Annotated in this window: 7 protein-coding genes and 1 pseudogene; 5 read left to right on the top strand and 3 right to left on the bottom strand. The window is 72.9% G+C overall.

What is annotated here, in order from left to right; all coding sequences use genetic code 11:
* The 3 genes and pseudogenes from FHL79_RS25450 to FHL79_RS00830 all read right to left on the bottom strand — a co-directional run.
* Window positions 1-609 (bottom strand): annotated as a pseudogene (locus tag FHL79_RS25450) (serine/threonine-protein kinase); the annotation flags it as partial.
* Window positions 546-884, bottom strand: coding sequence for a protein kinase domain-containing protein (locus tag FHL79_RS26055; protein ID WP_218938277.1), 339 nt, complete (start codon window positions 882-884; stop codon window positions 546-548). The pseudogene FHL79_RS25450 and the gene FHL79_RS26055, both read right to left, overlap by 64 nt.
* A 13-nt stretch (window positions 885-897) precedes the next feature.
* Window positions 898-3,249 carry an FHA domain-containing protein gene (locus tag FHL79_RS00830; RefSeq protein ID WP_218938276.1) on the bottom strand — a complete coding sequence of 784 codons (2,352 nt, stop codon included), beginning with the start codon at window positions 3,247-3,249 and terminating at the stop codon, window positions 898-900.
* Between the two features lie 434 nt (window positions 3,250-3,683).
* Here FHL79_RS00830 and FHL79_RS00825 point away from each other — a divergent pair, with 434 nt between their 5' ends.
* The 5 genes from FHL79_RS00825 (at window position 3,684) to FHL79_RS00805 (ending at window position 8,945) form a co-directional block, all read left to right on the top strand.
* Complete coding sequence (locus FHL79_RS00825) at window positions 3,684-4,919, top strand: Nif3-like dinuclear metal center hexameric protein (RefSeq protein WP_246080182.1); 1,236 nt, start codon at window positions 3,684-3,686, stop codon at window positions 4,917-4,919.
* 32 nt (window positions 4,920-4,951) lie between these two features.
* Window positions 4,952-5,254, top strand: a complete 303-nt coding sequence (locus FHL79_RS00820; RefSeq protein WP_138756740.1) for a DUF3311 domain-containing protein — start codon at window positions 4,952-4,954, stop codon at window positions 5,252-5,254.
* Between the two features lie 5 nt (window positions 5,255-5,259).
* On the top strand, window positions 5,260-6,888 hold the full coding sequence (gene mctP / locus FHL79_RS00815; protein WP_246080179.1) for a monocarboxylate uptake permease MctP: 1,629 nt from the start codon (window positions 5,260-5,262) through the stop codon (window positions 6,886-6,888).
* Window positions 6,889-6,977: 89 nt separating this feature from the next.
* A complete protein-coding gene (locus tag FHL79_RS00810; RefSeq protein WP_138756739.1) occupies window positions 6,978-7,718 on the top strand; it encodes a zinc ribbon domain-containing protein in 741 nt (246 codons plus the stop codon).
* 132 nt (window positions 7,719-7,850) lie between these two features.
* Window positions 7,851-8,945 carry a bifunctional RNase H/acid phosphatase gene (locus FHL79_RS00805; RefSeq protein WP_138756738.1) on the top strand — a complete coding sequence of 365 codons (1,095 nt, stop codon included), beginning with the start codon at window positions 7,851-7,853 and terminating at the stop codon, window positions 8,943-8,945.
* The last annotated feature ends 22 nt before the right edge of the window (window positions 8,946-8,967 follow it).

The following is an 8,967-nucleotide window of genomic DNA, read 5'->3' as shown; positions in this document are numbered from 1 at the left end:
CGACGTGGGTGGGCTGGAGGGCACAGGGGCCGGCGTCGCAGCGGGAGCCGAGCCGGGAGGCGCCGCGCGGAGGGCCGCACGGGCCGCCGCCGTGAACGCCGGCGTCGTCTCGTAGCGATCGTCGGGGCGCTTGGCCATCCCGCGGGCGACCACCTCGTCCAACGCCTCCGGGACGTCGGACACGACGCTGCTCGGCGGTGGCGGCGTGCTGTGGAGGTGGGCGTACATCAGCGTCGGCAGGTCCTCGCCGGGGAACGGGCGCGAGCCGGTCAGACACTCGTAGAGCAGGCAGGACAGCGAGTAGGTGTCCGCGCGGCCGTCGATGGGCTGGTCGGTGAACCGCTCGGGTGCCATGTAGTCGAGCGTCCCGACCGTGGCGCCGGTGATGGTCAGCGCCGTCCGGCTCGTGCCGATCGGGCGGGCGATGCCGAAGTCGACGACGTAGACGAAGTCCGCGGCCGTCACCAGGACGTTGGACGGTTTGACGTCCCGGTGCACCAGCCCCTCGGCGTGCGCCGCATCGAGTGCCTCGCCGACCTGCGAGATCAGGTGCACCGCGCGGGACGGGGGGGGAGCGGGCCGGAGCGGGCGAGCAGGGCCCCGATGTCCTCGCCGTCGACCAGCCGCATGTCGATGTACAGCCGCCCGTCGACGTCGCCGTAGTCGTGGATGGGGATCACGTGCGGCTCGCGCAGCCGTGCCGCGACGTGCTGCTCCCGCCGGAAGCGGGACAGGTACTCCTGGTCGTCCCGGAAGATGTCCGGCAGCACCTTCAGGGCGACCAGTCGTTCGCGCCGGGTGTCGCGGGCGCGGTAGACCTCGCCCATGCCGCCGCTGCCGAGCAGGGACTCGATCTCATAGGGGCCGAACGTCCGCTGGGTCATGGCAGGTGCTCCCTCATGCCCTGGCGGTGCGGCGCTGCGGGTCCAGCCGCGCGACCAGGACGACGGTCAGGGCGGCGAGCGCGACCATGATCGCGATCAGCAGCGTGGCGTTGGAGTACCAGTCGGCCGCCGTCGGCGCCCACCGCGGATCGGCCGTGGTCGGGTCGAGCCGGCTCAGGTCGGTCGTGGCCGCCGTCATCCCGAAGGCCCACCGGGAGGGCACCAGCCAGGACAGCTGCTCGATGAGCGCCCGACCGTGGACCGGGAACAACCCGCCGCAGAAGACCAGCTGGATCATGATCACCAGGACCAGGAACGGCATGCCGCGGTCGGCGTTGTCGATCGCGGCGGAGATCACCAGACCGATCATCATCGTGGTCCAGGTGACCCCGAGGACGGCCAGGAGCACCTCGACCCGTCCCCACGGGAGGACGACGGGGTCGTCGGGGCCCTTCCGACCGGCCAGGCTGAACAGGGTGAAGACGACCGCCTGCACCCCGGTGATGGCGACCAGCACGACGACCTTCGAGACCAGGTACGCCCCGAGCGACAGGCCGATCGCCCGCTCCCGCCGGTAGATGGGTCGCTCCTTGACCAGCTCGCGTATCGAGGCGGCGGTCCCCATCAGACAGCCGCCGATGACGAGCACCAGCAGCAGCTGGCTGGCCGACTGGATGGCTGACTGGGTGCCGGTCTCCAGTGCGGCCTCGACCGACAGCCCGCCCGACCCCGGGACGGCGCGCGCCAGCAGGCTCATCACGATCGGGAGGACGGCGAGGGAGACCGCGTACTGCCGGTCGGAGACGATGACGGCGACGTACCGGCGGAGCAGCACCGACAACTGGGCCACCGGCCCCTGCTGGCGCGGGCTGCCACCGGGGAGCTCCCGGAGGGGCCGCTGCCCGTCGTGCGGTGGTGGTGCGGTACGGCCGACGTTCCGCTCGTGGTCGGCGGACTCGGAGAACCTGCGGGCCCAGTGCTCACCGGGAGCCGTGCCGAGCAGGATGAAGATGTCGGCGAAGTCGGCCTGGTCGAAGTACCGCAGCGCCTCGGCGGGCGGGCCGAACCAGGCCACCCACCCGCCCGGGGCCAGCAGCAGCAGCTGGTCGCACACCTCGAGGTTGGCCACGTTGTGGGTGACCACCACGACGGTACGGCCGTCGTCGGCGAGCGACCGCAGCGTGCGCATGACCGACCGGTCCATCCCCGGGTCCAGGCCGGACGTGGGTTCGTCGAGGAACAGCAGGGACGGCTTGACCAGCAGCTCCAGGGCCACGCTGGTGCGCTTGCGCTGCCCTCCGGAGAGGCTGGTGATCGTCTGGTCGGCCTGTGCCGTCAGGCCGAGCTCGCCCAGCACCTCCTCCACCCGCTGTTGACGGTCGGCCTCGGTGGTGTCCGCGGGGAACCGCAGCCGGGCGGAGTAGGACAGCGCCTGCCGGACCGACAGCTGGGTGTGCAGCACGTCGTCCTGCGGGACGAGCGCGATGCGGTGCCGCAGTTCGTCGTAGTCGTCGTACAGGTCCCGCTCGGCGTACCGGACGTGACCGACGTCCGCCGGCCGGACGCCGATGAGGGCGTTGAGCAGGGTCGACTTGCCGGCTCCACTGGGCCCGATGACCGCCAGCAGGCTGCGCCCGGGCAGCGTGAAGCTCACCGACTGCAGCAGCGTCCTGCCCTTGGGGGTGGTGACCGTGAGGCCGTCGGCCTCGAACGTGTTCTCCCCGGTGTCGACGTAGGCCATCAGCCGGTCGCCGTCGAGCTGCAGCAGCGCGTGACCGATGCCGATGACGTCGCCTGGTCGCAGCACCGCCTCGGTCACCCGTCGGCCGTTGACGTAGGTCCCGTTGCCGGTGCCCAGGTCGGTGATCCGGGGTCCGGCAGGGGTCAGGTCGAGCCGGGCGTGCCGGCGGGACACGAGCAGGTCGTCCAGGACGACGTCGTTGTCCGGCAGCCGGCCGACCGTGATGCTGGCCCCCCGGACCTGGTGCATGCCGGTGAGGCGGCCCTGCCCGGCCAGCCGGGACTCGGGGGCGGACCGGTCGCCGGCGCGGCGGGGTACCAACTCGAGCTGCACCCCGTCCTGCACGCCGCCGAGCCGCACGGTCGTGGGGTTGGTCAACCTCAGCCGACCGATCCGTTCCGCACCGAGGAACGTGCCGTTGCGGCTCCGGTCGGTCGCGGTCCACCCGGCCGCAGCCGGCTCCAGGACCAGGTGCTGGCGGGACACGTTGGGGTGGGTCAGCTCGAGGTCCACCCCCACCCCGCGGCCGATGACGAAGGAGCGGGTCGGGGACAGCACGAGCCGTCGGTCGTCGACGACGACCTCCAGCCCATCGGCGGTGTCGGGCAGGTGGTCCGCGGTCACCGGGCGCACCCCACGGCGCGCTCACCGGGCTCGCCCCGCGGCCATGGGCAGCCAGGAAGTGGCGGACCGGAGCCCTGCTGCCCGTGCACGTTGCGCATCGCGGCTCCCGGGCGACCGACGTCCTCGGCCGGGACGGTCCTCGATGGGTCGCGGGCGGGTCAAGGCGTCGTGAGCCGGTTCCGGACACGAGGACGTCTGCCCAGCGTCCGCAGGCGTGTCGGGGGCAGCGGGGGGAACGGCTGTGACGATCGGTGATGGTCGCGATCACCGCCGGGCACGTGCGTGTGCACCCATCCGGCCAGGCGGTCCCGCACGAAGACCGGGGCATGAGCACCGCCGCCCCGGACGCCGCCGGACACCTGCTGAGGGGCTCGTCGACCGTTCAGTCGCGCACAACAGGCCGGACCCGGAGAGCTGACCTACAGTCCGATCTCGTGGCCCTCCCGATGCACGAGGACGCCCTCGTACGGGAGCTCCCCCTCCCCGGGCTCGCGCTGGGGGAGGTCATCGCCGCCCTCGACGCCCGCTACGACCCGGCCCTGGCGGAGGACTGGGACGCCGTCGGCCTGGTGTGCGGCGACCCCGCCGAGCCGGTGCGCTCGGTCATGTTCGCCGTCGACCCGACCACCGCGGTGGTGGACGAGGCGATCGAGGCCGGCGTCGACCTGCTGGTCACCCATCACCCGCTGCTGCTCACCCCGGTGCACGGCGTGCCCGCCGACGACCCCAAGGGACGGCTGGTGCACCGGCTGATCCGCGCCGGCGTCGCCCTGTTCGTCGCGCACACCAACGCCGACCGGGCGCCCGACCACGGCGTCAGCGACGCGCTCGCCACCGCCCTCGGCCTGGCCGACGTCCGGCCGCTGGAGTCGCTGGCCGCGCCGGCGACCGACACCCTCGTCGTGTTCGTCCCGATGGGGGTCAGCGACCAGTTGGTCGACGCGCTGTCCAGTGCCGGCGCCGGGGTGATCGGTGACTACACCCGCTGCGTGTGGCAGACCACCGGCACCGGCACCTTCATCCCCGGCGACGAGACGCACCCGGTCATCGGCCGGCACGGGCAGGTCGAGCGGGTCCCGGAGATCCGGCTGGAGATGGTGGTGCCCCGGGCCCGCCGGGCCGAGGTGCTCGCTGCCCTGCTGGACCTGCACCCCTACGACGAGCCGGGCTACGCCTTCTTCGAGAACTCCGCGACCGCCAGTCGCGCCGGGCTCGGCCGGGTCGGCGACCTGGCCCGTCCGGTGATCCTGCGGGAGTTCGCCGAGCGGGTGGCCGCGACGCTGCCCGACACCCCTGGTGGTGTGCGGATCGCCGGTGACCCCGAGCGGGTCGTGCGCACCGTGGCCGTCTGCGGTGGCAGCGGTGCTTCGATGCTCGGGGCGGCGACCGCGGCGGGCGCCGACGTGTTCCTCACCAGCGACCTCGGGCACCACGTCGTGTCCGAGGCCACCGAGGTGGCCGGGCCGGCGCTCTGTGACGTGGCACACTTCGCCTCCGAGTTCCCCTGGCTGTCCTGCGCCGCCAACCTGCTGCACCACGACCTCGGTGCGCGGGTCCGGGTGTCGGTCTCCGCCCGGCCCACCGACCCGTGGACTTGGCAGGTGGGGGGTTCCGGGCGTACCAGTACCGAGAGCAAGCGTCTGCACCCGGCCGAGGAGTCGGCCGACTGAGCCCGGAGGTCTCCTCCGGGGAGGAGGAGACCGTGTCCAGCGCTGACACACCCCCGGCAGGGGGAACGCCGCGACGCAGCGACCGCAGCCCGTGGAACTGGCTGCTGATCGTGCCGATCGTCGTGCCGCTGATCGTGCCGCTGTACAACCGGGTCGAGCCCACGCTGTTCGGCTGGCCCACCTTCTACTGGCTCCAGCTGGCGTTCGTGGTCCTCGGCGTGCTCACGACCTCGATGGTCTACCGCATGACGCGCCGCAGCCCCGCGGAGCAGCAGGCCGCCCGGGACGCCATCGCCCGCGGCACCACCGGCCGGGACGGGGAGCGTCGACCGTGAACGTCGTGGAACTGACCATCGTCATCGCGGTCTTCCTGCTGGTCACCGTGCTCGGCTTCGCCGCGTCCCGGTGGCGGCGGGCGGAGGACCTCATGCACCTGGACGAGTGGGGCCTGGGCGGCCGCAGCTTCGGCACCTGGGTGACCTGGTTCCTGCTCGGCGGCGACCTCTACACGGCGTACACCTTCGTCGCCGTCCCGGCGCTGATGTTCGGCGCGGGCGCGGCCGGCTTCTTCGCCGTCCCGTACACCGTCGTCATCTACCCGCTGGTGTTCCTGGTCGTCATCCGGCTGTGGTCGGTCAGCCACGTGCGCGGCTTCGTGACGCCGGCCGACTTCGTCCGCTCCCGGTTCGACTCCCCGACGATGGCGCTGCTGGTCGCCATCACCGGCATCGTCGCGACGATGCCCTACATCGCCCTGCAGCTGGTCGGCATCGAGGCGATCCTCAAGGCGATGGGGGTGGAAGGCGAGCTCCCGCTGATCGTCGCGTTCATCATCCTGGCGATCTACACCTACAACTCCGGCCTGCGGGCGCCGGCGCTGATCGCCTTCGTCAAGGACGCGCTGATCTACCTGACGATCATCGTCGCGGTCATCGTCATCCCGTCGAAGCTCGGCGGCTGGGACGTGATCTTCGGTGCCGCGGAGGAGAAGTTCTCCGCCGGGTCCGGGGTGGTCCTGCCGGCCACCGGACAGCTCGGGTACGCGACGCTGGCCCTGGGCTCCGCGCTGGCGCTGTTCCTCTACCCGCACTCGCTCACCGGCGTGCTGGCCGCCAGCAACCGGGACGTGCTCAAGCGGAACATGAGCCTGCTGCCGATCTACAGCCTGGCCCTGGGGCTGATCGCGCTGCTGGGCTTCATGGCCATCGCAGCCGGGACGCAGCCGATCGGCACCGACGGCAACACGATCGTCCCGGTGCTCTTCCAGCAGATGTTCCCGAGCTGGTTCGCCGGCATCGCCTTCGCGGCCATCGGCGTCGGGGCACTCGTGCCGGCGGCCATCATGTCGATCGCCGCAGCGAACCTGTTCACCCGCAACATCTACAAGGAGTACCTGAAGAAGGACGCCACCCCGCGGCAGGAGGCCCAGGTCGCCAAGCTCGCCTCGCTGGTGGTCAAGCTGGGCGCGGTCGCGGCCATCCTGTTCCTCGACCCGCAGTTCTCCATCGACCTGCAGCTCATCGGTGGCGTGATCATCCTGCAGACCATGCCGTCGGTGGCCCTCGGGCTGTACACGCGCTGGCTGCACCGGGGCGGGCTCATCGCCGGCTGGGTCGCCGGGATGGCCACCGGACTCGCGCTGGTCTACAACGTCCCGCGGCTCGCCCCCGACGGCACGGTCGCCCGGGAGCACTTCGGCGGGTCGTCGTTCGCCCTGAGCAAGCTGGGCTTCGACACCAAGGTGACGATCTACGCCGGGCTGCTGGCCCTGCTGGTCAACCTGGTGGTGACCGTCGTCGTCACGGCGGTGCTGCGGGCCATGAAGGTCGCCGACGGCGTCGACCGGACGGCGGAGAGCGACTACACCGCTGAGCGGGAGGACCCCACCTTCCGTGACCTGCCCGACCCGCTCTCCGACGAGCCGCTGGGCGGCCCGCCGCCGGGCAGCGCCCCCGCGTCCCGGCACTGACCGTCGGCTGCGCCCCGGGCCCGGTCCGCTCCCGGCGGGCCGGGCCCGGGGTGTCCTCGACGGTTCTGCCGCGCGGGTAGGTTGACCGGGTGCAGGCTGACCACTTCGACCAGCAGAAGCTGCTGGCCCTCGCCGCGGAGGACGTCGCCCTCGCGCAACTCGCCCACCGCGCGCGGACCCTCCCCGAACTCGCCGCCGTCGAGGCGGCCCAGGAGGCGCAGCGGACCCTGTCCGACGACGTCGTCCGGGCCGAGACCGAGGTGCGCGACCTCGACCGCGAGCAGAAGCGGCTGGAGGGCGACGTCGACACCGTCCGCCAGCGCGCGGTCCGTGACCAGTCCCGTATCGACTCCGGTGGCGCGACGCCCAAGGAGATCACCGGGCTCCAGCACGAGCTCGAGTCGCTGCACCGCCGGCAGGGCGACCTGGAGGACCAGGTGCTCGAGCTGATGGAGCGCCGGGAGACCGCCGACGCCGCGCTGGCCACGGCGCAGGGCGGGCTGGCCGGGGCGCAAGCCGACCAGGAGCGCGCCGAGCAGCAGCGGGACGCCGCGCTGGCCGACATCGCCGACGGCACGTCCCGGCACCGGGCCACCCGCGCGGAGATCGCCGGCACGGTCCCGGCCGACCTGCTCAAGCTCTACGACCGGGTCGCCCAGCAGACCGGCAGCACCGGTGCGGCGCACCTGCGTGCCGGCCGCTGCGAGGGCTGCCGGATCGAGTTCTACGGCACCGAGCTGGCCGCGTACCGCAACGCCGACCCGCACACGGTGCTGCGCTGCGAGAACTGCGGCCGGATCCTGGTCCGCAACGCCGAGTCCGGACTGTGAAGACTACGGGCGAGCGAGCATCGCAGGGAGCGCCAGCGACCGAGGAGCGGAACGAGTCCGGAGTCGGACGGGGAGCGCTGTGAGGCCGGTCCCGAGGGCAGGAGTGGCCACTTCCGCCGCTTGGGGTGTGCGGTGAGCCGCCGCCTCGTCGTGGAGGCGGACGGCGGGTCCCGCGGGAACCCCGGCCCGGCCGGCTACGGCGCGTTGGTCCGGGACGCCGAGACGGGGCGACTGCTCGCCGAGCGGGCCGAGTCCGTCGGCCGGGCCACCAACAACGTGGCCGAGTACGGCGGGCTGGTCGCCGGGCTGCAGGCCGCCCTCGACCTCGACCCGACGGCGAGCGTCGAGGTCCGGATGGACTCCAAGCTCGTCGTGGAGCAGATGTCGGGTCGCTGGCAGATCAAGCACCCGGACATGAAGAAGCTCGCCGTCCAGGCGCGGGACATCGCCCGGCAGCTGGGCACGGTCCGCTACACCTGGGTGCCGCGGGCGCAGAACGGCGCCGCGGACGCGCTGGCCAACAGCGCGATGGACGGCAAGCCGGTGCGCCGGGACCTGGCCGCCGAGCCGGTGGTCCTGGAGGACGAGACGCAGCCGGCCACCGAGCCCGCGCCGGTCGTGGTCACCACGACCTTCCTGCTGCGGCACGGGCGCACCGAGCACACCCCGGAGCGTCGGTTCAGCGGCAGCAGCGACCTGCCGCTGTCCGAACTCGGCCGGGCCGACGCCGCGGCCGCCGCCCAGCACCTGGCCGGCCGGGGCATCGACGTCATCGTCGCCTCGCCGCTGCAGCGCACCCGGCAGACCGCCGAGGCCGCCGCCGCGGTGCTCGGCGTCCCGGTGGAGGTGGACGGCGACCTGCGCGAGCTCGACTTCGGTGCCTGGGAGGGCCTGACCGCCACCGAGGCCCAGGAGAAGAGCCCGCTGGCGTTCCGCCGCTGGTCCGGGGCGCTCGACGTCCGGCCCCCCGGCGGCGAGTCCATCGCCGACGTCTCGACCCGGGTGGCACGGGCGCGGACCCGGGTGCTGGACCGGCACGCCGGGAAGACGGTGCTCGTGGTCAGCCACGTGACCCCGATCAAGCTGCTGCTGGCCGCCGGGCTCGGCGTCGGCGACGACATCGTCCACCGGGTCTTCCTGGAGGCCGCGTCGCTGTCGACGGTCACCTGGTCCTCCGACGGCCGCACGAGCGTGCGGCTGGTCAACGACACCTCGCACCTGAGCTGACCGGCCGGGATAGCCGTCGGCG

This window comes from Modestobacter altitudinis (genome assembly GCF_005930475.1).
In the GTDB taxonomy this organism is placed as follows: domain Bacteria; phylum Actinomycetota; class Actinomycetes; order Mycobacteriales; family Geodermatophilaceae; genus Modestobacter; species Modestobacter altitudinis.
This window is presented reverse-complemented; position numbering and strand designations above follow the sequence as displayed.